The sequence below is a fragment of the Dactylosporangium sucinum genome (genome assembly GCF_014647515.1).
In the GTDB taxonomy this organism is placed as follows: Bacteria; Actinomycetota; Actinomycetes; order Mycobacteriales; family Micromonosporaceae; genus Dactylosporangium; species Dactylosporangium sucinum.
In genome coordinates, this window is sequence record NZ_BMPI01000009.1 from 119446 (window position 1) to 140142 (window position 20697).

General features: G+C 73.7%; 22 protein-coding genes, 5 tRNA genes and 1 pseudogene. 7 read left to right on the forward strand and 21 right to left on the reverse strand.

Going from position 1 to position 20697, the window contains the following annotated elements; genetic code table 11:
• Positions 1-12 precede the first annotated feature (12 nt).
• From IEZ31_RS11460 to IEZ31_RS11490, 7 genes are all read right to left on the reverse strand, one after another.
• Entirely contained in the window at positions 13-456 is a 444-nt protein-coding gene (locus tag IEZ31_RS11460) for a hypothetical protein (protein WP_229834714.1), read from the reverse strand.
• 14 nt (positions 457-470) lie between these two features.
• Positions 471-1130 carry a hypothetical protein gene (locus IEZ31_RS11465; protein WP_190249776.1) on the reverse strand — a complete coding sequence of 220 codons (660 nt, stop codon included), beginning with the start codon at positions 1128-1130 and terminating at the stop codon, positions 471-473.
• A gap of 4 nt (positions 1131-1134) precedes the next feature.
• On the reverse strand, positions 1135-1836 hold the full coding sequence (locus tag IEZ31_RS11470; protein ID WP_190249777.1) for a WXG100 family type VII secretion target: 702 nt from the start codon (positions 1834-1836) through the stop codon (positions 1135-1137).
• Positions 1833-2144: a type VII secretion target gene (locus tag IEZ31_RS11475; protein WP_190249778.1), complete on the reverse strand. Its 312-nt coding sequence runs from the start codon at positions 2142-2144 to the stop codon at positions 1833-1835. The genes IEZ31_RS11470 and IEZ31_RS11475 overlap by 4 nt, the downstream gene beginning before the upstream one ends.
• Positions 2145-2148: 4 nt before the next feature.
• Positions 2149-2583 (reverse strand): YbaB/EbfC family nucleoid-associated protein, encoded by a 435-nt coding sequence (locus IEZ31_RS11480; protein ID WP_229834716.1) that lies wholly within the window; start codon positions 2581-2583, stop codon positions 2149-2151.
• A gap of 155 nt (positions 2584-2738) precedes the next feature.
• Positions 2739-3140, reverse strand: a complete 402-nt coding sequence (locus IEZ31_RS11485) for a GNAT family N-acetyltransferase (protein ID WP_190249779.1) — start codon at positions 3138-3140, stop codon at positions 2739-2741.
• A complete protein-coding gene (locus IEZ31_RS11490) occupies positions 3137-3748 on the reverse strand; it encodes a DUF998 domain-containing protein (RefSeq protein ID WP_190249780.1) in 612 nt (203 codons plus the stop codon). The genes IEZ31_RS11485 and IEZ31_RS11490 overlap by 4 nt, the downstream gene beginning before the upstream one ends.
• A gap of 82 nt (positions 3749-3830) precedes the next feature.
• On the opposite strand from IEZ31_RS11490, the gene IEZ31_RS11495 reads away from it, so the two are divergent.
• Positions 3831-4319: a flavin reductase family protein gene (locus tag IEZ31_RS11495; protein ID WP_229834720.1), complete on the forward strand. Its 489-nt coding sequence runs from the start codon at positions 3831-3833 to the stop codon at positions 4317-4319.
• A gap of 32 nt (positions 4320-4351) precedes the next feature.
• Here the strand turns inward: IEZ31_RS11495 and IEZ31_RS11500 are convergent, their stop codons facing one another.
• The 4 genes from IEZ31_RS11500 to IEZ31_RS11515 form a co-directional block, all read right to left on the reverse strand.
• Positions 4352-4822, reverse strand: coding sequence for a hypothetical protein (locus tag IEZ31_RS11500; RefSeq protein WP_190249781.1), 471 nt, complete (start codon positions 4820-4822; stop codon positions 4352-4354).
• A gap of 13 nt (positions 4823-4835) precedes the next feature.
• Positions 4836-5621 (reverse strand): NAD(P)-dependent oxidoreductase, encoded by a 786-nt coding sequence (locus IEZ31_RS11505; protein ID WP_190249782.1) that lies wholly within the window; start codon positions 5619-5621, stop codon positions 4836-4838.
• On the reverse strand, positions 5618-6298 hold the full coding sequence (locus IEZ31_RS11510) for a GntR family transcriptional regulator (RefSeq protein ID WP_190249783.1): 681 nt from the start codon (positions 6296-6298) through the stop codon (positions 5618-5620). The genes IEZ31_RS11505 and IEZ31_RS11510 overlap by 4 nt, the downstream gene beginning before the upstream one ends.
• A gap of 100 nt (positions 6299-6398) precedes the next feature.
• Positions 6399-8033, reverse strand: a complete 1635-nt coding sequence (locus tag IEZ31_RS11515) for an FAD-dependent oxidoreductase (protein WP_190249784.1) — start codon at positions 8031-8033, stop codon at positions 6399-6401.
• 84 nt (positions 8034-8117) lie between these two features.
• On the opposite strand from IEZ31_RS11515, the gene IEZ31_RS11520 reads away from it, so the two are divergent.
• A complete protein-coding gene (locus IEZ31_RS11520) occupies positions 8118-8684 on the forward strand; it encodes a TetR/AcrR family transcriptional regulator (RefSeq protein ID WP_190249785.1) in 567 nt (188 codons plus the stop codon).
• Between the two features lie 78 nt (positions 8685-8762).
• Here IEZ31_RS11520 and IEZ31_RS11525 read toward each other — a convergent pair whose 3' ends face one another.
• Positions 8763-9746, reverse strand: a complete 984-nt coding sequence (locus IEZ31_RS11525) for a hypothetical protein (RefSeq protein WP_190249786.1) — start codon at positions 9744-9746, stop codon at positions 8763-8765.
• A gap of 198 nt (positions 9747-9944) precedes the next feature.
• Between IEZ31_RS11525 and IEZ31_RS11530 the strand changes: the two genes are divergently transcribed.
• Entirely contained in the window at positions 9945-10148 is a 204-nt protein-coding gene (locus IEZ31_RS11530; RefSeq protein ID WP_190249787.1) for a hypothetical protein, read from the forward strand.
• On the opposite strand, the gene IEZ31_RS11535 is transcribed toward IEZ31_RS11530, so the two are convergent.
• Complete coding sequence (locus IEZ31_RS11535) at positions 10145-10678, reverse strand: GNAT family N-acetyltransferase (protein ID WP_190249788.1); 534 nt, start codon at positions 10676-10678, stop codon at positions 10145-10147. The two genes, IEZ31_RS11530 and IEZ31_RS11535, sit on opposite strands and share 4 nt — an antisense overlap.
• A gap of 50 nt (positions 10679-10728) precedes the next feature.
• Between IEZ31_RS11535 and IEZ31_RS11540 the strand changes: the two genes are divergently transcribed.
• Positions 10729-12429, forward strand: coding sequence for a glycoside hydrolase family 3 protein (locus IEZ31_RS11540; RefSeq protein ID WP_190249789.1), 1701 nt, complete (start codon positions 10729-10731; stop codon positions 12427-12429).
• Positions 12430-12443: 14 nt separating this feature from the next.
• Here the strand turns inward: IEZ31_RS11540 and IEZ31_RS11545 are convergent.
• The 5 genes from IEZ31_RS11545 to IEZ31_RS11565 all read right to left on the reverse strand — a co-directional run bounded on the left by IEZ31_RS11545 (position 12444) and on the right by IEZ31_RS11565 (position 13005).
• Positions 12444-12518: transfer RNA gene (locus IEZ31_RS11545), tRNA-His, on the reverse strand.
• Position 12519: 1 nt separating this feature from the next.
• Positions 12520-12594 (reverse strand) — tRNA-Lys (locus tag IEZ31_RS11550).
• 5 nt (positions 12595-12599) lie between these two features.
• Positions 12600-12672, reverse strand: a tRNA-Arg gene (locus tag IEZ31_RS11555).
• Between the two features lie 11 nt (positions 12673-12683).
• Positions 12684-12756 (reverse strand) — tRNA-Leu (locus IEZ31_RS11560).
• A gap of 177 nt (positions 12757-12933) precedes the next feature.
• Positions 12934-13005: transfer RNA gene (locus tag IEZ31_RS11565), tRNA-OTHER, on the reverse strand.
• A gap of 478 nt (positions 13006-13483) precedes the next feature.
• Here IEZ31_RS11565 and IEZ31_RS11570 point away from each other — a divergent pair.
• Positions 13484-14530: a PQQ-dependent sugar dehydrogenase gene (locus IEZ31_RS11570; RefSeq protein WP_229834722.1), complete on the forward strand. Its 1047-nt coding sequence runs from the start codon at positions 13484-13486 to the stop codon at positions 14528-14530.
• Here the strand turns inward: IEZ31_RS11570 and IEZ31_RS11575 are convergent.
• The 3 genes from IEZ31_RS11575 to IEZ31_RS11585 form a co-directional block, all read right to left on the reverse strand.
• Entirely contained in the window at positions 14525-16264 is a 1740-nt protein-coding gene (locus tag IEZ31_RS11575) for an ABC transporter ATP-binding protein (RefSeq protein WP_190249791.1), read from the reverse strand. The genes IEZ31_RS11570 and IEZ31_RS11575 overlap by 6 nt on opposite strands.
• The gene (locus tag IEZ31_RS11580; protein WP_229834726.1) at positions 16261-18009 is read right to left on the reverse strand and encodes an ABC transporter transmembrane domain-containing protein; all 1749 of its coding nucleotides are present in this window, start codon (positions 18007-18009) and stop codon (positions 16261-16263) included. The genes IEZ31_RS11575 and IEZ31_RS11580 overlap by 4 nt, the downstream gene beginning before the upstream one ends.
• A 412-nt stretch (positions 18010-18421) precedes the next feature.
• Positions 18422-18946, reverse strand: coding sequence for a winged helix-turn-helix domain-containing protein (locus IEZ31_RS11585; protein WP_190249792.1), 525 nt, complete (start codon positions 18944-18946; stop codon positions 18422-18424).
• Between the two features lie 73 nt (positions 18947-19019).
• Between IEZ31_RS11585 and IEZ31_RS11590 the strand changes: the two are divergent.
• Together IEZ31_RS11590 and IEZ31_RS11595 are read left to right on the forward strand one after the other, a co-directional pair.
• Positions 19020-20264, forward strand: a pseudogene (locus tag IEZ31_RS11590) (MFS transporter); the annotation flags it as partial.
• 47 nt (positions 20265-20311) lie between these two features.
• On the forward strand, positions 20312-20557 hold the full coding sequence (locus IEZ31_RS11595) for a hypothetical protein (protein ID WP_190249794.1): 246 nt from the start codon (positions 20312-20314) through the stop codon (positions 20555-20557).
• The last annotated feature ends 140 nt before the right edge of the window (positions 20558-20697 follow it).

The following is a 20697-nucleotide window of genomic DNA, read 5'->3' on the forward strand; positions in this document are numbered from 1 at the left end:
GGTGCGCCGGCGTCACTCGTCGCGCTGGCGGATGACGCCGGTGGTGAGCTCGGCGCTGGCGATCATGCGGGTGATCTCGATGGGGAGCGCGCGGAACTCGGTCGCCACCACCGCGAACGGGTCGACGAACCCGCTGGCGGTCTCGATCACGTAGCGGAAGCCGCGCGGCGAGCGCGGCGCGTCGCGGATCGCCCAGCGGGCGCCGTGCTTCACGATCATGTACTCGGCGACGAACGAGCCGAGGTCGGTGTGCAGCGTGACCCAGTCGTCCTGCTGGAACTCGCTCAGCGGCAGCCCCGACACGTATGCCTGGAGATAGGGCACCAGGACGAACGGGTCGGCGGCGACGGCCTGGGCCGGGGCGTCCAGCCCGCGCACCAGGGCCTCGAAGTTCTGATGAGACTCGCTCGCCCAGACCGGCAGATCCTCGCGGGCCTGAGCCGCGTTCTCGCTCATGCAATTCCCATCATTCAGCCATGAATATTGGCGATAATACCAGCGCTGTTGAGATATCTCAGGAGCTCGGGCGACGGTGGGGCACCCACGAACACCCAGCGCGGATCATAGGTCGGATCGGCGTTGCGCAAGGCGACGTCCTTGTTGATCTGCTCCTTGATCTTGTCGCTGAGCGGCACCTCCACCTTGACGGTGACGTCCTGGCCGTCGACCTCGACCGTGCGGTACGGCCCGTAGGTCTTCACCTCGACCGCGATCGTCTGCCCGTTGACGTGGACCGGGACGTCGACGTAGCGGCCGCCGGGCGTGGTGACCGGGAAGTCCGGGTCGTCGTTCATGTCCACCGGGTAGTGCTGCTCGGGGTCGCCGCCCCACAGCTCGCGGACCCACTCCTCGCCGCGCCGCCAGCGCTCCCGGTAGTCCTTCGTGTTGAGGACCTGGCTGCGCGTGCGGGAGGTGGTGCCGGGCGGCAGCGCGAGCGGCGGCCGGCCGGCCTGGGCCGCCTGACCGGTCGTCTCCTGCGCCTGGGTGACGGTCTGCGCGTCGGCGGGCCGGACCCGCCTGGGCGAGTCGCCGCCGTCACCGCCGTGGGTGGTGTCGGCGCCGTCGCCGTCGCCGCCGTGCGGGTGCGTGCCCCCGCCACCGGTCGTGGTCGGTCCGTGTGGTCTGCCCATCGCCCTAGCCGTTCAGCAGCTTGGTCAGGTTGGTGAGGCTCATGATCAGCGCGGAGATGTACGACAGGATGCGCCCGGCCCACTTGAGGACGGCGGCGACGATCTGCGCCGCGATCACCGGGATGGTGACGACGAAGATCGCCTCGACGGCCCACACGATCACCCGGGCCACCAGGTCGGCGATGAGGTCCCGGACGAGCTCGCGGGTGAACTGCACCAGCTCGCCGGCGGCGTAGGTGGCCTCGGCCATGCAGACCGAGACGGCACCGAGCCCGCTGAGCGCGTCGACGTTGTTGAGCATCAGCCCGTGGTACGCGTCGGAGGCCTCGCCGTGCCAGCTCGGCATGTCGGCGCCGAGTGCCCGCTGCAGGTCCTCGCCCATCCGGTACAGCTCGTCGGCCATGTTGTTCCAGGTCGCGGCGTGCGAGCGGACCACGTCGGGCATGCCGGTGAGCTGGTCGAGCATCTCGCGGAGCGGCTCGAAGTACTCCATCGCCCAGCCGAGGCCGTTGGCCAGCAGCGCGCTGAACGGGTCCATGACGGTGGAGGCGACCTCGAGCCCGAGGCCGGCGCCGGCCAGCACGTCGTCGACCCAGCCCTTGCTGTGGATCGCGTCGACCAGGCCCTGGATGCTCTCGCCCATCGACGAGCCGGTCCACGCACGGCGGGTCGACTCGACCGGGGCGATCAGGGAGCCGTCGGTCATGACTTGCCGTACTTGTTCATCATGTCGCCGTTGTCGCTCTCGACGGCGTCGTAGGCGTTGGCGGTCGTGTCCAGGCCCTGCAGGACGAGCATGAGGTTCTCCTGCACGTACGCGATCAGCTCGTCCTGCTTCGCGTGCCGGCTCTCCAGGATCGCGGCGATCCACCCGCACAGCAGCCCGTAGGCCCGGTCGTCCTGCTGGATGTGCGCGCTGGCGGTCTTCACCGCGTGGAACCGCGCGACCAGGTCCTCGATCTTGCCGGCGTGCGCCCGGATCTCGGCCGTGTCGACCCGCATGCCGTCGGCCATGCCGTCACCACCGGTCCCGCGGCTGGTCCGGCCCCTGGTCCGACGTGTGGTCCGGCGCCGGGCCCGGCTCGTTCAGCCGCTCCCGGACCCGCTCGGCGATGGCCCGCCCGGTCGGTGATCCGGGCATGGTCTCCTCGATGACCTCCCTGGACCGCTCGGCCAGCCGCGCCTTGGCCTCCCGCATGGTGCTCATGATCGTGCGGGCGACGACGTCGGGCGCGACCCGCTGGATGCGCTGCCCGAGCCGCAGGTCGACAAGCGCCCCGCTGGCATCGACGGTCACCTCGCAGAGCCCGTTGGGATCGGCGGCGCTCATCCGCAGCTCCTGCAGCCGGTCGCTCATCGCCTGGGTCTCGGCGGCCATGCGTTCGATGCGGCCGCGCCACTCCGCGACCTGCTCCATCGCGCCGTCCGGATCCAGCAAGCCTCCCGCGCTCACGACTCCCCCGTTTCCCCGGTCTCACCCGGTCTGACTGGGTAGGGTACCGCAGCGCATCACCCCCGCTTCTACGATGGCCGTCAATCCGGGGGAGCACGACCGCGCGCAGACGCCGGCGTGCCGGCTGTCCGTGGCCGGCGCACCGCCCGCCGCGGTCACGGTGCCCGGAGGGACCTGACGCCGGCGTCGGTGGGGGCGAATCCCCCGGCCTTCAGGTAGAAGTCGCGCAGGTGGGGCTCGAAGTCGACGTGGAGCCAGTCGCAGCCGGCGGCCTCGGCCTGCTCGGTGGCGCAGGCGACCAGGCGGGCGCCGATGCCCTGCCGGCGGGCCTGCGGCGCAACCATCGTGTCGAGGACGAAGGCGTGGGCGCCGCCGTCCCAGGCGACGACCACGAAGCCGACGAGCTCGCCGTCGTCGCGGGCGCAGACCCAGCCGAGGGCGTGGCGTTCGAGCCGCTCCCGCCAGGCGTCGCGGCCTCCCGGCCCGAACGACCCGGCGTGCAGCGCGGCGACCTCGGGGTCGCCGAAGTCGCCGCGCCATTCGTAGCTGAGGGTCATCGGAGCATCTTGCCGTACAGCGTGGTCGTCCAGGCCGTCGCGACCGCCTGAGCGACCACCAGCAGCCGGAAGTCGCCGGCGGCGAAGGCGGCCACGTCGGCGGCCAGCACCGCGACCGGCGCCACGACGGTCCAGGCGAGCCAGCCGCGCTCCTGACGGCGGGCGAACCGGCGGGCGAACACCACGAACGCGACCAGACCGGTGAGCCCGGCGACGGCCGGCCCCATCGAGTGGACGGTGCCGTGCCAGGTGACGGTGTCGGCGGCGCCGGCCGGGTATCCGTTGACCGGGTCGGTCCGGAAGAGCCCGGCCACCAGCAGCCCGGCGCCGCCGCCACCGACGAGGACCGGTCCCCAGCCGCCCAGCGCACGATGGAGCCCGACTGCGCCGGCCAGGCCGAGCAGCCCGCAGGCGATGAAGTTGGCGACCTGCACCCAGCCCATGGGGCCGAGGGCCAGCGAGCTGAGCGGGTGCCGGGCGGGGTCGAAGCCGTCGCGCGTGTACGCCTGGATCAGCACGACGACGAGGAACAACGGACCGGCGACGGCCCCGGCGAGCAGCAACGGCCGCGTGGCGACGGACGGCCGGACGTTCACAGCGGTGGTCATGCGTTCGAAAATAGGTGACCATTTGGTCACATGTCAACGCGGACTTGACCTCAACATTGGTTCAGGTTCTAGGCTCGGGGTCGTGACGATCATTGCCGGTACCGAGCTCGCGGAGCTCTTCCGGACCGCGTTCCGCGGCTACCCCACCGGCGTGGCGATCATCACCGCCCACGGCCCGGACGGCCCGGTCGGCCTGACGGCGTCCAGCGTCGCGTCCGTCTCCGTCGCGCCGCCCGCGTTGTCGTTCTCCGTCATGGACTCCCCCTCGGCCCTGGTCATCGCGGCGGCATCGAGCGTGGTCGTCAACCTCCTCGGGGCGGCCCACGCCGGGCTGGCCAGCGACTTCGCCCGCAACGGCGCCCCCCGGTTCACCGCCGGCCAGGGGTGGATCACGCTGCCGACCGGCGAGCCGGGCCTCGCCGGCGCCCCCGCGGCCCTGCGGTGCGTCCCGCTGCACCGCGTGGCCGTCGGCGCCTCCACGCTCGTCGTCGCCCAGGTCACCGACGTCGTCCCGGGCCCGGACGGCCCGGCGCTGATCCACCACGAACGGCGGTTCACCAGCACCGGCTGAGCCACGCCGAGGCTCGGACCACGACGCTCGCGCTACGTGATCGAGAAGAGACGATCAACGGGGTCGACGACGGCGGCGAGCAACGCGCCGGGCACCAGCGCCGGGTCGTCGGCGCGGATCGTGTCCGCCTCGAACGCGGCGAATCCGGGCCCGCTGATCCGCAGGTGGAGTTCCAGCCCGGGATCCTCGCCGCCCAGATGGTGCGCCACCGCCAGGATCTCCGCCGTCGCGGCGACACCGGCGGCGGACAGCCGGCGCCCGTCGCGGCGCGAGCGGGTGACCAGACGCAAGCCGAAGACGCCGAACCCGACACCGGCGATCGTCACCAGCACGCCACCGGCGAGCAGGCCCCAGAAGTCCGCGGGCGACCGGGCCGGGTCCAGCGTCACGGCGGCGGCGAGCAGGACCGGCCCGGGCAGGCAGATGGCCAGGAACGCCAGTCGGCACAGCAGCGCGCCGATCGGACCGAGGCGCGCCTCCGCCTCCCGAGGGGTGCTCGTCACCCCCGCATGTTAGTCAGTCGATCCGGTTCCGGTGCGCCGGCGGATCAGCCAGGTCCTTGAGCCAGTCGCGGCTCGCGTCGGTCACCCGCGCCGGGACGCCCAGGCCGTCGAGCAGCTCGCCCGCCGCCTCCATCTCGTGCGTGCGGCGGACGGCGTGGGCCTTGGAGCCGGTCACCAGGCGGTCCAGCGTCGCCGCGTCGGCGCGGGTCAGCTCCTCCGTGATGTTGGCCGCCAGCCAGTCCTCCAGGCCCGCGGCGCGAGCCGCCGTCAGCGCCTCGATCACGGCCGCCGCCAGGCCCTTGTAGAAGACGCTGCGCAGCAGCTTGCGGGTCGCGGCGACGCCCACCGGGCCCGGCAGGACGTCGACCGCGGCACCGAACGCCCGCACGGCCGCGGCGAACGGTTCCGCCCCCGGGCCGCTCGCGGTCATCGCCGTATACAGGCCCTTCGGCGGGACCGGGGCCATCAGCGCCACGTCGGCCACCACGGCCCGGTGGCCGGCCGCCGCGTGGACGGCCTCCTTGACCGCCGGGGCGGCGGTGTTCAGGTCGGCCCAGACCGTGCCCGGTGCGCAGCCCGGCAGCCCCTGCGCCAGGGCGTCCAGCGCGTCGGCGGCGCTGTTGACGCTCAGCACCAGGCTCGCGCCGCGGCAGGCCTCGGTCGCGTCGGGTGCGTTGAGGACGCCGTCGGGGGCGGTGACGCGCGGGTCGTAGCCGCGGACCGTTGCGCCCGCCCGCACCAGGTCGCGCGCGATGTGGCCGCCGGCCTCACCGAGGCCGAGCACGGCGACCGTGGTCATCGCAGGCCCGGGGTGTCGATGCCGCGCAGCGCCTCGATGACGCTCGCGATGTGGTCGCGCATCGCGGACTCGGCGGCCTTCGGGTCGCGCTCGCGGATCGCCTCGATGATGCGCTCGTGCTGGGGCAGGGAGACCAGCGGGCGGCCCGGGTGCAGCGACAGCATGAACTGGTGGCGGACCAGCTGGCCGCGCAGGGTCTCGATGATGCCGTCCGCGGTGCGGTGGCCGGCGATGGTGCGGATGAGGGCGTGCAGGCGTTGGTTGAGGTCGCTGTACCGCCGGAACTCCCCCGCCGCCACCGCGCGCCGCATCAGCAGGCCGATCTCGTCGAGCTCGCTCGCCTGCTCGTCGGTGACCAGGATCGCGGCCTTCGCGGCGACGAGCCCCTCCAGCACCATGCGGACCTCGGTGATCTCGACCGCCTCGCCGAGCGACACCTTCCGGACCTGGGCGCCCTTGTTGCGCTGGACCTCGACCAGGCCGTCGGCCGCCAGCTCCTGCAGGGCGGTGCGGATGTTGAACCGGCTGACCCCGAACCGCTCGCACAGCTGGGCCTCGACGAGGCGCTCGCCGGGCAGGTACTCGCCGCCGAGGATCGCGGCGCGCAGCAGCTCGCGCGCCTCCGCGGCCGAGGCGCCGGGCGCGCGCCGGCGCGGTGGTGCGGACGGGTCGGGCATGCGTTCTCCGAGGCAAACGGTGCTGACGACGGCCAGTCTCGCAGTGTTCTGACACTATTGTCAACAATCCGGAGCGAGCGGGAACGGACCCGGCGGATGGTCAGGCGGGTTCTATGCGGCGGCTCGCCGCGCGGCCGGCCCGGTAGCCGAAGACGACGGCTGGCGCGATCGTCGAGCCCGGGCCCGGGTACGTGCGGCCCATGACCGACGCGGTGGTGTTGCCGGCGGCGTACAGGCCCTCGACGGCCGAGCCGTCGCCGCGCAGCACCCGCGCGTCGGCGTCGGTCAGCAGGCCGCCCTTGGTGCCCAGGTCGCCCGGCACGAGCTGGACCGCCGTGAACGGGCCCTTCTCCAGGGGGCCCAGGTTGGGGTTGGGCTTGACGCGCGGGTCGCCGTAGTAGTTGTCGTAGACGGTCCGGCCCCGGCCGAAGTCCTCGTCCACGCCGCGGCGGGCGAAGCCGTTGAACCGCGCGACGGTGGCGCGCAGCGTCACCGGGTCGATGTCGAGCGCGGCCGCCAGCTCGTCGAGCGTCTTCGCCGAGCGGACGATGCCGGCCGCCCGCAGCTTCTTGGTGCCCTGCAGGAAGGCGTTGAAGAGGTACCGCCGGCGGTGCCGGGCGTCCACCACGAGCCAGCTCGGGATCGCACCCGCCCCGCGCTCCAGCATCGCGTGGCCGACGTCGATGTAGCTGGCGGACTCGTTGAGGTACCGCTCGCCGTTGCCGTCGACGATGATCCCGAAGGGCATCGAGCGCTCGGAGAGCACGAACTGGGCGCCATGGTCGGCGGTCGGCACCGACAGCCCCCACCAGGCGTCGTCCATGAGCTCCAGCCGGGCGCCGGCCGCCTCGGCGATGCCGATCACCTCGCCGAGGTCGCCGGGCGCGGCCGACGTGTAGCCGGGGATCCCGTGGTACTTCTGGCGCCACTCGGTGTTGCGGGCGAACCCGCCGGCGGCCAGGATCACGCCCCCGGTGGCCCGCACCCGCAGGTCGCCGACGACGGCGCCGGTGACCGCCCCGGACTCGTCGAGGACCAGCGAGCGCAGCGGGGTCTCCAGGAGCAGCTCGACCCGCTGGCGGATGAGGATCGCCATCAGGTTCGCGGTCAGCGCGCCGCCGATGCCGAACAGCCGCTTGCCGGTGACCAGCCCGCCCAGCGTGCGGAGCACGAAGCGGGCACCGCGCAGGAAGCCCGACGGCGTCGACCAGGCCCGCGACAGCAGCCACACGTCGTCGGTCTTCAGCGGCGCCGGGATGCTCTCCCGGCCGCGGAAGGTGGCGAAGCGGTCGCCGAGCTTGCGGGTGTCGAACGGCTCGGCCTCGATGCCCCGGCCGGTCATGCCGCCCGGCCGGTCGGGGTAGTAGTCGGGGTAGTCCTTGGCCGCCGTCCAGCGCACGCCGAGGCGCTCCAGGAAGCGGTACACCTCGGGGACCGTCTCCACGAAGGCGCGCCGGCGCTGCGGCGAGCTGGCCGGGCCGGCCTCGCCGATCGCGGCCTGCAGGTAGGTGAGGGCCTTGTCGACCGAGTCGTCAAGGCCGAGCTTCGCCATGAGCGGGTTGGTCGGCATCCACAGGCCGCCGCCGCTGAGCGCGGTCGTGCCGCCCCACTTGTCCGTGCTCTCGACGAGCAGCACCGTGCGGCCGGCGTCGGCGGCGGTGATCGCCGCGGTCATCCCGGCCGCGCCGGTGCCGACCACCAGCACGTCGACCTCGCGGTCCCAGCGTTCGTCCACCGCTCCCACCTCCAGTGCCTAGCCGATCGGCTAGGCAGGTAAGCTAGCCGATCGGCTACCCAGAGGCAAGGGCAGGATGGACGCATGAGCGCACGGCAACGGCTCCTCGACGCCGCCCTCGACCTGTTCGCCGAGCACGGCGTCAGCGGCACGTCGCTGCAGATGATCGCCGACCGGCTGGGCGTGACGAAGGCGGCCGTCTACCACCAGTTCCCGACCAAGGAGGAGATCGTCCTCGCGGTCATCGGCCCCGCCCTGGACGCGCTCGCGAGCATCGCCGACGCGGCCCAGGCCCGGCGCACCCCGGCCGCCCGGCGGGACGTCGCGCTGCGGGGCGTCGTCGACCTGGTCGTGGCGCACCGCCGGGTGGCCGCGGTCATGCGCTTCGACCCGGTCGTCCAGCAGATCGTCACCAGCCACCCGGCGATGGTGTCGATGCTGCGGATCCGCGAGCTGATCACCGGGCCCGACCCGGACACCGCGACCAGCGTCGCCGCCTCGATGATCAGCGGCGGGCTCATCGTCGCCGGCATCGACGCGGCCCTGGAGCACCTCGACGACGACACGCTGCGCGAGCAGCTGCTCGACGCGGCCAACCGGCTGTTCAGCCGGCGAGCCCGCCCGGCCGCCGCGGCGCGAGCCCGCCCGTGAGCCGGGCCGCGATGTTCGCCGGCGCCTGGGCCGAGCGGCGCCCGGTCGCCGGGACCGGTGGCGGATGGTCTCGCCGGTTCAGAACGCCCCGGGCTCGTCGAGCAACGTGAGGACGGCGGCCACGATCCGGTTACGCTCGACCGGATCGTCGCGCATCGCCGCCAGCGGGCGGTCGTCGGCCGGGCCGGCGGCGGTCCCGCCGAACATCGTGCCGATCACGTCGACCACCACGGCGTGCGCCGCCTCGCCCCGGCCGATCCGCAGCCGGATCGCCTCGAACGCCTGGTAGGCCAGCACGCGCAGCTGCGCGTCGTCCTGCTCGTCGCGGTCGACGAACGTGAACGCCGCATGCTCGGCCGGGTGGCCCCGGTCGTCCTCCAGCAGCCACGCGACCGGCGTCTGCTTGTAGCCGAGCGGCCCCTCGACGTACGCGGCGAACCAGTCCGGCCGCGTGCGCATCGCCGCCAGCACGGCCGCGATGTCGCCGCGGATGCCGGCGCCCTGCCGGTCGTCGCGGAACTCGGCCCGCGCCACCCGCCACGCCTCGGTCGGCCACAGCTCGGTGCCGGCCGTCGCCGGGCTGCCCGCCCAGGACAGGATCTTCAGGGCCAGCTCGCACAGCCAGCGATCGCCGGCCAGCTCCTCGCCGAGCCAGCGCGGCAGCCGGGGCCGCTGCAGCGCGCCGACCGCGCCGCGCCGCCGCCGGTACCCGTCGACGGTCGCCTGGCCGACCCGGCTCGCGATCCACGCCTCCAGGTCGCGGATCGGCAGCGTCGCCCGCCGCTCGACGTCGAGGACGACCGCCTCCATGTCGTCCTCGAAGCGGTCCATGCAGTCGTCGGTCAGGTGCCGGACCGAGGTCGCGCAGGCGTGGTGGCCGCGCCGCAGCTCCATGCGCCGGGTCACGCGCGTGAACACGACCGGCATCGCGATCGTGTAGACGGCGCCGATGAGCCGCCGCCGCTGTGCGCCCGTGTGCTCCGCGATCGTGCCGCTGAGCCGGCCGTGCCGGCTCAGCTCCCGGACCTCGACGATCGCTGCCTCGTCACCGCGCGGCGGCATCCCGGTCCCCTCTCCGTAACGGCATGCGGACTCCGCGTACGCCATCTTGGAGGCAAGGCGAACCGGACGGCACGGCACAACGGTGCCGTTCTCGCCGCCACCCGGGCAGGGTCGGCCACCCGACCGGCCGGTGCGGTGGTCGGCCGGGCGACGGTCCGTCAGTATTGGGCGGTACCAGAAACGCCCCGGAGGTCCACCATGCCGTTACCCGAGCCGCCCTCGCCGCCGGAGCCCGACGCCCCGGAGGACCGGGTGGTGAACCTGCTGCACGACGCGCTGCGCGGCGCCCGGCAGGCCGCCCTCGACGAGGGGCGCGACCCGGAGGAGATCACCGCGGACATCACCGAGAAGGTCGAGCGGCTGCGCCGCCTCAACGCCTCCGGCTGGCCGCCGCAGGGCTAGTCGGTCGCCAGGATCGACCAGATCTGCGTGTCGTGGCGGACGTCCCTGTAGAGGTACGACTCCCGCAACACGCCGTCGAGGCGCATGCCGAGGCGCCGGGCGACGTTCGAGCTGGCCACGTTGTCGGTGCGGCAGTGCCACTCGATGCGGTGCAGCCCCCGGACCCGGAAGGCCCAGTCGATCAGCACCCGCACGGCGGCGGTGATCAGGCCGCGGCCCTGCGCGGCCGGCTCCAGCCAGACGCCGACCTCGGCCACGCCGCCCTCGGCGTCGAACGAGACGAACATCGTGCCGCCGACCAGCGTCCCGTCCAGCCAGATGCCGAAGAGCCGGCCCGCGTCCCGCGCCTGCAGGTCCGCATACCGCTGGAGGGTCAGCCGGGTCGTCTCCAGGTCGGTGCTCCGCCCGGCCCACGGGATCCACGGGTCGACCACGGCGCGGGCCCGGTCCATGTGGGCCAGGAACTCCCCGGCCTGCCACGGCTCCAACGGCCGCAGCTCGGCGCCTTCGGCAAGCGGAACGCTGAACATCCCGCCAACCTACGTTGACAACGCTCGTCGATGGATGGAGGGTGGATGCCATGCACTTCCGGCGATTTGTGGCGTTTTCCGCGGCCCTGGTCACCGTCCTGGCGGGCTGGCCCGCGCCGGCCTCCGCCGCCGACCCGCTGCGCGGCATGACGCTCGAAGAGAAGGTCGGGCAGCTGTTCGTCACCTACGTCTACGGGGCCGGCGCCAGCAGCACCGAAGCGGCCGACGTCGCGGCGAACCAGGCCGCCCTCGGCGTCGACACCGGCGCCGCAGCCGTCGCCCGGTACCACCTCGGGGGCGTGATCTACTTCAGCTGGAGCCGCAACCTGGGCACGCCGGCCCAGATCGCCGAGCTGTCCAACGGCCTGCAGCGCGCCGCTTCCGTGCCGCTGCTCATCAGCACCGACCAGGAGGGCGGGGTCGTCAACCGGATCGGCGCCCCGCTCGCGGTCTCCCCCGGCAACATGGCGGTCGGCGCCACCTTCGACCCGCTCCAGGCTTCGAGGGTCGCCCGAGTCAGCGGTACCGAACTGCGCGCGCTCGGCATCAACATGGTCGACGCCCCCGTCGTGGACGTGAACACCAACCCGCGGAACACCGCCGACGGCCCGCGGGCGTTCGGCGACCGCACCGCGCAGGTCGCGCTGTTCGGGGCGGCAGCCGCCGGCGGCTACCGGCTGGCCGGGATCGGCGCCCAGGCCAAGCACTTCCCCGGCCTCGGCGACACGACGGTGAACACCGACAACGGCGTCGCCGTCACCAACGAGTCACGCGCCGAGATCCTGGCCACCCACGTCCCGCCGTTCCAGGCCGCGATCGCCGCCGGCGTGCCGAGCATCATGACGGCCCACATCGTGGCGCCGTCGCTCGACCCGTCCGGCCGCCCGGCCAGCCTCTCGAAGCCGATCGTCACCGGCCTGCTGCGCGACCGCCTCCACTTCGACGGCGTGGTCGTCACCGACGCCCTCGACGCGGCCGCCCTCGCGGACCTGACCACCGAGCAGATCGTGCTGCAGGCGCTCGACGCCGGCGTCGACCAGCTCCTCATGCCCCGCGACCTGCCGGCCGCCTACCAGGCCGTCCTCGACGCCGTCCGCGCCGGCACGCTGTCCGAGGCGCGGATCGACCGGTCGGTGCGCCGGATCCTCCGCATGAAGCAGGACCTGGGCCTGTGGCAGCACCGGTACGTCCCGGCGCCCGTCGTCGGCACCCCCGCCGCACTCGCGACGATGGCCGGCGCGGCGGCCGGCTCGATCACGGCCCTGCGCACCGGTGCCCCGCTCCCCCTGCGCTCGGGCTCGGTCCTGGTCACCGGCTGGGGCGTTTCCACGACGCAGACCCTGACGACGGCCCTGACGGCCCGCGGCCTGGCGGCAACCCGCCTCTACACCGGCTCCCCGTCGGACGCCGTGATCGCCCAGGCCGTGGCGGCGTCCGCGACGGTCGACGCGACGGTCGTGACGACGTCCAACGCGTGGTCGGACGCCACGCAGCAACGCCTGGTCGCGGCCCTGCTGGCGACCGGCCGGCCGGTGGTGGTGGCGTCGGTCGGCGGCCCGTACGATATTGCGTACTTCCCGTCGGCCCCGGTGTACCTGGCAACGTACGGCTACCAGCCCCCGTCGCTGACCGCCCTGGCGGACGTCCTGACGGGCGCGGCCCCGGCGCGGGGCCGCCTCCCGGTGACGATCCGCACCCCGGACGGCGCGACGGTGCTGTTCCCGTTCGGTGCCGGTGTCCACAGTGGATGACAGCGTCCGCGGAAGGGTGATCACCGGGAGTCGAACCCGAACCTCCAGAGCCACAATCTGGCGTGCACAACCCGTACACCATGAACACCGTGCGCCGTCAGGGATTCGAACCCCGGACCCGCTGGTTAAGAGCCAGCCGCTCTGACCCGACTGAGCTAACGGCGCGTGCGTACCCCTGGCGAGAGTCGAACTCGCATACCCACAGTTTCGTAAACTGCTGCTCATCCGTTGAGCTACAGGGGCGTCGTACTGCGTACCCGACCAGGGATTCGAACCCTGAACCTCCGCGATCTGAGCGCGGCGCCTCTTCCGTTGGGCCAGACGGGCATGGATGGACAACCTCGGTATCGAACCGAACGGGCGCTGTTTGCAAGACAGCGCTGCACACTCTGGTGGCCTGCCGTTAGCCGAGCTCCCACCACCGTTCTGTCGTGCCCCGCGCCCGGATCGAACGGGCAACCTCCGGGTGCTGCTGCCTGCTGAGCTTGCGGGGCAAGGGAATCGTGGAGTCGCGGGGAATTGAACCCCGGCCTTCGGTCTGCCGAGCCGATGCTCTACCAACTGAGCTACAACCCCATCGCCTCGCGCCGGCGGCGCGAGGCACACAGTCGGGAACCGGGGAGTCGAACCCCGCACTTCCTGGTCCCAGGCCAGGTCCGGTCACCGAGCCGGTCGTTCCCGATCTGAACGCTGCATCCACTGTGGACTTGTCAACGAACGAAGGCGCGTCTGCTCGCGGGACCGGCGAAGTGCCGTCCCTGCAGGGAAAAGAAGAACCGCCCGGTTCCCAGTCAGGGAGCGGGCGGTCGAGGGAAGCGGAAACGCTTATCCTCGACGCCGTCCCGGGGCGAAATGCTTCGGTCGGAGCGCCGCGGCCGTGGGCAGCGCGGCACCGAACGCCGGCAGCAGCCGGGGTTGGGTGGCGGTCCACGTCGTCATCGGTCTGCTCCTTCGAAGCTTGGGCTCTCGCCGTACACCAACCAAGGTACGCGCCCCCACCCAACCCGGGCAACGCTATTTCGTGCCAGCACCGGACTCCTGCATGCTTGGGAGCATGCGCCGGTGGTGGATCGTCAGCGGGGTCGTGCTCGTCGTGGTCGCCGGGATCGGCGCGGTCGCCTGGTGGCGGGGGTGGTTCGCCGACCCGACCGTCCGGGACGCGCCGACCGTCGCGGCCGACGTCGAGGTGCTCGCCAGCCGGCTGGAGGCGCCGTGGGGCGTCGCGTTCCTGCCGGACGGGTCGGCGCTGGTCACCGAGCGCGACAGCGCGCGCATCCGCAAGGTCACACCGGGCGGGACGGTGACCGAGGTGCAGCGGATCGCCGAGGCCCGGCCGCGGGGCGAGGGCGGGCTGCTCGGCATCGCCGTGCGCGACGACTGGGTCTACGTCTACTACACCGCCGAGAACGACAACCGCGTGGCCCGCATGCGACTGGGCGAGCCGCCGCAGCCGATCCTCACCGGCATCCCGAAGGCCGGCAACCACAACGGCGGACGGATCGCGTTCGGACCCGACGGGATGCTCTATGTCGGCACGGGCGACGCCGCCCAGTCGGACCGGGCCCAGGACCGCGCCAACCTCGGCGGCAAGATCCTGCGGGTCACGCCCGAGGGCCGGCCGGCGCCGGGCAACCCGTTCGGCGACAGTCCGGTGTGGACGATGGGCCACCGCAACGTGCAGGGCCTGGCCTGGGACGCCGACGGCCGGATGTACGCGACCGAGTTCGGCCAGAACCGCTACGACGAGCTCAACCGGATCGAGCCGGGCCGCAACTACGGCTGGCCCGAGGTCGAGGGCAAGGGCGACGACGCCCGGTACGTCGAGCCGGTCGCCACCTTCACCACGAACGACGCGTCGCCGAGCGGCCTGGCCATCGCCGGCGGACGGGCGTACCTGGCCTGCCTGCGCGGGCAGAAGGTGTACCGCCTGGGCCTCGACGGCGGCGACCCGCAGGTCCTGCTGGCCGGCCGGTACGGGCGGATCCGGCACGTCGCGGCCGCCCCCGACGGCTCGCTGTGGGTGTTGACCTCCAACCGCGACGGCCGCGGCGAGCCGGAGAACACCGACGACCGCATCCTCCGGCTCCACCCGCCCTCATAGCGGACCGGCGGTGCGGGCCTCCCACGCCTGCCACAGCCGGGCGTACGCGCCGCCCGCGGCGACCAGCTCGGCGTGGTCGCCCTCCTCCACGACCTTGCCGCCGTCCAGGACCACGATCCGGTCCGCGGCCGCGGCCTGGGTGAGCCGGTGCGCCACGACCAGCGTCGTGCGGCCCTCCGTCGCGGCGAACGCCGAGCGCTCCAGGTCGCGGGCGCCCAGGCTGCCGGCCTCGGCGGTGGCCTCGTCGAGGATCGCCACCGGCGGGTCGGCGAGCACCACCCGGGCCAGGGCCAGCTGCTGGGCCTGCGCGGCCGTCAGCGCGTGACCGCCCTCCCCCACCACGGTCGCCAGGCCCTCGGGCAGCGCCCGCACCCAGCCGAGCGCGCCGATCCGCTCCAGGGCCGCCTCCACCTCCGCCTCGGTGGCGTCCGGCCGGGCCAGCCGCAGGTCCTCGACCAGCGGGCCGGCGAACACGTGCGTCTCCTGCGTGACGATCGCCGTGCAGGCGCGCAGGCCGTCGAGGTCCCGGACCACGCCGCCGACGCTGACCGTGCCCTCCCGGGGCCGCAGCAGGCCGGCGGCGAGCGCGGCCAGGGTCGTCTTGCCCGCGCCGGACGAGCCGACGAGGGCCACGCGGGTGCCCGGCTCGACCCGGACCGTCACGCCGTGCAGGACGTCGCCGCCGTCGTAGCCGAACCGGACGCCGTCGAGGACCAGGTCCGGCCCCTCCGGTACGGCCGTTGCCGGCTCGCCGTCCTCCCGCGGGATCGTCACCACGCCCACGAGCCGGGACAGGGCCGCGCCGGCCGCCTGGATCTCCGCGAAGCTGAACAGCAGCCCGCCGATCGGGTTGAACAACCGGTGGAACAGCACCGCCGCGGCCGCCGTCTGGCCGACCGTGACGTGACCGGCCCGCACCAGGAACCAGCCGACGACGACGATCGCCGCCACGCCCACGAACTCGGCCCGGTTGACCCGCCCGACGAGCCGCGTGAACAGCCGGAACACGCCGACCGCGAGATCACGTGCGCGGGCCGAGGCGCCGTCGATGCCGCGCAGGTGGCGCTCCTCCAGGCGGTACGCGTGCACGGTCGGCCGGCCGAGCATGCTCTCCACCAGCAGGCGGGACCGGTCGGCGATCGCCTCCCGCTCGGCCCGGTAGACGGGGGCGGAGCGGGGCAGGTACCAGCGCAGGCCGATCGCGTACAACGGGAGGGCCACCGCGCCGGCCAGCCCGAGGCGCCAGTCGATGCCGGTCATCGCGGCCAGGCTCAGGATTGCCAGCAGTACCGAGGAAATCATCGTCGGCAGGATCTCCGACACCACCCGGCCGACCGCCGCCACGTCCGGCCCGACGCGGGACAGCAGCTCGCCGCGGCCGGCACGGTCCAGGGTCGCGGTCGGCAGGCGCAGCGCCCGCTCGACGGTCGCCTCGCGCAGCTCGGCCAGGATGCGGCCGCCGGCGCGCGCGACGAGGTACGCGGCCAGGCCCGTCGTCGCCCCCGCCACCAGCGCCGCGACGCCGATGACCGCCCCGATCCCGGCGAGCGTCCCGGCCGGCGCGCCGGCGCGGACCCGGTCGACGAGCACGCCGAGCGCGTTGACCGGCACGACCGACGCGGCCGCGCCGAGCAGCCCGACCCCGACGGTCGCGGCCACCTCGAGCCGGCGCCGGCCCAGCTCGCGGCGCAGCCAGCGCCAGGCCTCGCCCCCGGTCGCAACGGGCAGCGTCATCGCAGCACCGCCGCACGGTAGGTGGCGTCGGCCGCCCCGAGCGTCTCGTGCGTGCCCTCGGCGCTCGCCCGCCCGGCGTCGACAACCACGACCCGGTCGGCGACCGAGAGCAGCGCCGGGCTGCTGGTCACCACCAGCGTCGTCAACCCGGCGCGCAGCGCCCGCACCCCGCGCGCGATCGACTGCTCGGTCACCGCGTCCACCGCCGTCGTCGGGTCGTGCAGCACCAGCACCGGCGGCCGGGCCAGCAGCGCCCGGGCGAGCGCGAGCCGCTGCCGCTGCCCGCCGGAGAGCCCGGCCCCCCGCTCGTCGACGGCGTCATGGTCGCCGACCACCTCGTCGGCCGCGGCCGCCCGGACCGCGGCGCCCACCGCGTCCCCGTCGGCGCGGCCTCCCGGGTCGAGGTTTTCCGCGACGGTACCGGCGAACAGATCGGTGTTGTGCGGCTCCACGAGCAGCGTCGCGCGCGCGTGGGCCAGGTCGAGGTCGGGCAGCGCGACGCCCCCGAGGAGCACCCGCCCGCCGTACTCCCCGGGCGCCGCCCGCCCGGCCAGCACCTGCATGAGCGCGTCGGCGTCCCCGGGCCGGTACACGGCGACCCCGACGAACTCCCCGTCGCCGACCGTCAGGTCGAGCCCGTCGAGCGACTGGTGCCGCAGCTGCTCGATCGTCAGGGTCGCCTTCCGGGTACCCTCCCGGGTCCCCGCCGGCAGGACGGGCTCGGCCCCGAGCACCAGCGCGACCCGCTCGCCGGACCCGCGGGCCTCGGCCACCCAGCTGGGGATGATGGCGAGCAGCCCGAGCGGCTCCATGAGGAACTGCGCCAGCCCGATCACGGCGATGAGCTCCCCGACACTGATCCGCCCGGTCAGCGCGAACCACCCGGCGAGCACCGCCACCCCGCAGGCGAGCAGCCCACTGGCCGCCGCGGACGCGGCGAGGTAGGTCCCCTGGGTCCGAGCGGCGCGCAGCGAGGCGTGCAATGAGGCCCGGCTGACCAGGTGGTACCGCCTGGCCGCCGCACGTTCGGCCCCGATCCCCTTGATGGGCCGGATCCCGGTGACGAGATCGGTGGCGAGCGCGGCCGCCCGCCCGGCCAGTTCCTGCTGTGCCTCGACCCGCCGAGCGATCCGCGGCGCCGCGAGCTGCAACCCGGCCAGCACCACGGGCGTCCCGACGAGCACGGCCACCCCGAGCCGCCAGTCGACCGCGACGAGCACCACCCCGCTCACGACGGTGGCGGTGAGCGCTCCGGCGATCCGCGGCACGTAGTCGAGCAGGTACGAGACGTTGTCAGCGTCGGTGGAGGCAACGGTGAGCAGCTCCCCGGCCCGCAGCTCGGTCCGGATCCCCCGCGGATGGAGAATCTTCGCGGCCAGCTCGTCCCGCAGCAGGTACGCCTCGTCGGCGATGGCGTGCATGAGCTGCCGGGCCCCGAACCGGTACGCCATGGTCAGCCCGGTGAACAGCACCCCGAGCGCCGCCACCCAGACGACGAGGGCAACAGCGTCCCCGGGCGCGACGGCCCGATCGATCCCGACCCCGATGAGGATGGGGACGGCGGCCTCACAGAGCTGGTGCGCACAGATGAGCAGCGTCCCGAGCCCGAGCCGCCGGGTGTTCCTCCGGAGCGCCCGCCGCAGAACCCCCGCCCCAGTCGTCGGGCCGGTCGGCATCGCGCAGTCCTCCTCGACGTTCACCGGCACTCGCCCCGCGCCGTACGACCCTGCCCAGACGTCGATCATCCGGGCCAAAGTCAGGGAAGACTAACCTAACTTCGCTGGCCGACGGGAGAGGGCGCCCCGAAACAGCGAGCGACACCACTCCTCCGCCATGATCACGGACGTTTCCCGTCGCCGGCGACACACGAACTTCCGCGATCACGAACCCTCTGCCTGGGCCGCCGGCGCCGCCGCCCGGCAATGCGCCGATCGCACCGCGGACATCCTCGCGCCCAGCGCCCGAGCCCCGGCGCGCCCCGCGCCTCGCGTCCGATGCGGCGCGCCCCATGATCGATGGAGACTTCCGGCTGCCATGGCAACCAGATCGCTCCATGGATCATGAGAGCCCACGGGCCGCCACACCGCCAGCCACGCGCCCCGCCACACCGCCTCAAGCTTCCTAGGAACCTAGTTTGCAGGCATCGCCAGCGCGCGGTCAGTCGGGGAGGTGGTGCAGGAGGAAGATGCCGCCCAAGGCCGGGCGGTCCAGGCGCTCGTGGTCGGTAGCCACGTACTCGTCCAGCACCGCCAGGATCCGCCGGTCCAGCTCGGCCACCTCCTCGGGCGACAGGTGCAGGCTGAACCGTTCATACAAGCGCACCGATGCCGGGCCGGCCTCGCGCAGCTCGTCCGTGAAGGCGGCCACCGGCGCGTACGCCGTGTCCGGATCCGCGTCCACCAGCGGGCCGTCGAGCCACCAGGTCATGCCCGTCGAGCGGTACGGCTTCTCCAACGCGCCGCTCTCCCCCGAACGCGCCGGCGCCGCCTCCAGCAGGCCGGCCGCCGCCAGCATCTTCACGTGGTAGAGCACCGTGCCGGGATCGCGGCCGAGACGGTCCGCGAGCTGCTTGTTCGTCAGCTCGCGGCCCTGACACAGCCGCAGGATGCGCAGCCGCAGCGGATGACCCAGCGCCTTGGCCTCCTGGGCGGTCGCCGGACGGCGTCGAGGTGCTTCGCTCACGCCTCATCATACGGTACCGATGGAAAATCTTCACATCGATGGAGTATTTTCCATCAGTATGAGGCACGCGTATCGACTCGTGTGGAGTGCCGCCGCCCTGTCCGGGCTGGCCGACGGAGTGCTCAAGGTGGCGTTGCCGCTGGTCGCGGTCGGTGTCACGCGGTCGCCCGCCCTCGTGGCCGGGCTCGCCTTCGCGGTCACGCTGCCGTGGCTGCTGTTCGCGCTGCCGGCCGGCGCGTTCGTCGACCGGATCGACCGGCGCCGCGCGATGGCCGGCGCCAACGTGCTGCGCGCCGTCCTGCTGGCCGCGCTGGTCGGCGGCCTGTTCGCCGGCGTCGCGACGATCTGGCTGCTGTACCTCGTCGCGTTCTGCGTCGGCATCGCCGAGACCGTCCACGACACCGCGGCGCAGTCGATCGTCCCGCAGGTCGTCAGCCGGGAGCGGCTGCCCGCCGCGAACGCCCGGCTGTACGCGGCCGAGCTCACCGCGAACCAGTTCGCCGGTCCCCCGCTCGCCGGCGCGCTGGTCGTGGCGGGCGCCGCGGCCCCGTTCCTGGGCGCGACCGGGCTGTGGCTGGCCGCGGCCGCCGCCCTGCTGCCGATGCGCGGCTCGTTCCGCGTCGCCCGGACGGCGGCCGACGGCGGCAGCCTCCGGGCGGAGATCGCGGAGGGCGTCCGCTGGCTGTGGCGGCAGCGCATCCTGCGGACGTTCGCGGCGATGGTCGGCGTCTCGAACTTCGCGTCGAACGCCGCCTTCGCGGTGCTCGTCGTGTACGCGGTCGGGCCGGGTTCGGCGATGGGGTTGTCCGCCCCGCAGTACGGCTGGCTCCTCACGTCCCTCGCCGGCGGCAGCCTCCTCGGCTCGCTGGCCGCCGGGCCCGTCGTACGCCGGCTCGGGCGGGCCCGCGCGCTCGCCGTCGCCCTGGTCACCGTCGCGATGGTCGGCGTGCCGGCCCTGACGGCGAACCCGTTCGTCTTGGGCGCGGCGTTCGTCGTCGGCGGCGCCGGGATCGTGATCGCGAACGTCGTCATGGTGTCGCTGCGCCAGTCGATCACCCCGGACCGGCTGCTCGGGCGGGTCAACAGCTGCTACCGCCTGGTCGCCTGGGGCACGATGCCGCTCGGCGCCGCGACCGGCGGCCTGCTCGCCGAGGCGTTCGGGGTGCGTTCGGTGTTCGCCGTCATGGGCGTGCTCGTCCTGACCACCCTGCTCGGCCTGCGCACCACGACGAACGCGGCGATGGACGCCGCCGAACGGTCCGCCACGAAGCTCGCCGCAGGCCACGCCGGCACCGGCGCGGACCCGGTGGCGACGTGAACCCGACCGTCCCGCCCGGGCCGGGCCGGGCCGCTACAGTGGCGCGCGTGATCGCGACGATGGTGGTGGCCGGCGTCCTGGCCGCGCTCTACGTGATGCTCATCGCCCGGCAGCTCCGCTCGGCGCGGGCCGAGGGCGGGGACTCCGGCCGCAGCCGCCGGCTCGCCGACATCGAACGCGAGGCCGTGTACCGCCGGATGACCGGAACGCTCGACCGCGCCGAGTACCGCGACACGATGGCGGCGATCGCCGCCCACGACGGCATCGAACGGCCGGTGTTCGTGCCGGAGTGACGTCCATGGACCACTTCCGGCTCGGCCCCTCGTGGACCTCCACGACCCCGATGGCGGCCCCCTCGCGGTGATGTCCCGACGCTCCCGACGCTCCTCAACGTGAAGCGGGCCCGTCCGCCGGCCGCGGGCGGGCCCGACGC

Coding starts and splice junctions, on each gene's coding strand:
- IEZ31_RS11575 (WP_190249791.1), bottom strand. CDS start 16,264: ATGACGCTGCCCGTTGCGACCGGGGGCGAGGCCTGGCGCTGGCTGCGC.
- IEZ31_RS11525 (WP_190249786.1), bottom strand. CDS start 9,746: ATGCCGCCGCGCGGTGACGAGGCAGCGATCGTCGAGGTCCGGGAGCTG.
- IEZ31_RS11580 (WP_229834726.1), bottom strand. CDS start 18,009: ATGATCGACGTCTGGGCAGGGTCGTACGGCGCGGGGCGAGTGCCGGTG.
- IEZ31_RS11570 (WP_229834722.1), top strand. CDS start 13,484: ATGCGCCGGTGGTGGATCGTCAGCGGGGTCGTGCTCGTCGTGGTCGCC.
- IEZ31_RS11460 (WP_229834714.1), bottom strand. CDS start 456: ATGAGCGAGAACGCGGCTCAGGCCCGCGAGGATCTGCCGGTCTGGGCG.
- IEZ31_RS11475 (WP_190249778.1), bottom strand. CDS start 2,144: ATGGCCGACGGCATGCGGGTCGACACGGCCGAGATCCGGGCGCACGCC.
- IEZ31_RS11470 (WP_190249777.1), bottom strand. CDS start 1,836: ATGACCGACGGCTCCCTGATCGCCCCGGTCGAGTCGACCCGCCGTGCG.
- IEZ31_RS11465 (WP_190249776.1), bottom strand. CDS start 1,130: ATGGGCAGACCACACGGACCGACCACGACCGGTGGCGGGGGCACGCAC.
- IEZ31_RS11535 (WP_190249788.1), bottom strand. CDS start 10,678: ATGTTCAGCGTTCCGCTTGCCGAAGGCGCCGAGCTGCGGCCGTTGGAG.
- IEZ31_RS11530 (WP_190249787.1), top strand. CDS start 9,945: ATGCCGTTACCCGAGCCGCCCTCGCCGCCGGAGCCCGACGCCCCGGAG.
- IEZ31_RS11540 (WP_190249789.1), top strand. CDS start 10,729: ATGCACTTCCGGCGATTTGTGGCGTTTTCCGCGGCCCTGGTCACCGTC.
- IEZ31_RS11505 (WP_190249782.1), bottom strand. CDS start 5,621: ATGACCACGGTCGCCGTGCTCGGCCTCGGTGAGGCCGGCGGCCACATC.
- IEZ31_RS11485 (WP_190249779.1), bottom strand. CDS start 3,140: ATGACCCTCAGCTACGAATGGCGCGGCGACTTCGGCGACCCCGAGGTC.
- IEZ31_RS11520 (WP_190249785.1), top strand. CDS start 8,118: ATGAGCGCACGGCAACGGCTCCTCGACGCCGCCCTCGACCTGTTCGCC.
- IEZ31_RS11510 (WP_190249783.1), bottom strand. CDS start 6,298: ATGCCCGACCCGTCCGCACCACCGCGCCGGCGCGCGCCCGGCGCCTCG.
- IEZ31_RS11490 (WP_190249780.1), bottom strand. CDS start 3,748: ATGACCACCGCTGTGAACGTCCGGCCGTCCGTCGCCACGCGGCCGTTG.